Below are 525 nucleotides of genomic sequence, written 5' to 3' on the forward strand. Positions count from 1 at the left end.
ACGTGCTCGTGCAGGCCGAAGCGCAGCACCGTGGTCACGCCATCATCGAACAGGTCTTCGCCGAACTCATCGACGGGCCACTCGCGCACCTGCCGTCCGGCCGGTTCAACGCCAACAACGCCTGGCTGGCCTGCGCCGCCATCGCGCACAACCTCACCCGCGCCGCCGCCACCCTGGCCGGCAGGCCACACCACACCGCCCGCGCCGCCACCATCCGCCGGCACCTGATCAACGTCGCCGCCCGAATCACCAGTCACGCCCGCCAGATCATCATCCATCTGCCGCAACACTGGCCCTGGCAACACAACTGGCGACGATTGTTCACCACCGTCCACGCCCCACCCACCTGATCGTCCACAACAGACAGTTCATACGCGGCCAACGCCGGCCACCCCGCCCCCAGACTTCCCTCGACCATCGAGCGCACCGGCAACCCGGCCGGTCACTCCCACACGCCCTGACCCGCGTCCAAGATCATCGGGCTGGACCGGCCGGGCACCGAGACCTCGTCGGTGGATCAGGGCT

The 525-nt window shown here is 68.8% G+C and carries 1 protein-coding gene; it reads left to right on the top strand.

All coding sequences use genetic code 11. From position 1 onward, the window contains the following. A partial coding sequence (locus ABD901_RS58910; protein WP_345145178.1) for a transposase occupies nucleotides 1–350 on the top strand: 350 nt, incomplete at its 5' end. Nucleotides 351–525 lie beyond the last annotated feature (175 nt).

It is taken from the genome of Dactylosporangium darangshiense, from assembly GCF_039537565.1.
Lineage (GTDB): Bacteria > Actinomycetota > Actinomycetes > Mycobacteriales > Micromonosporaceae > Dactylosporangium > Dactylosporangium darangshiense.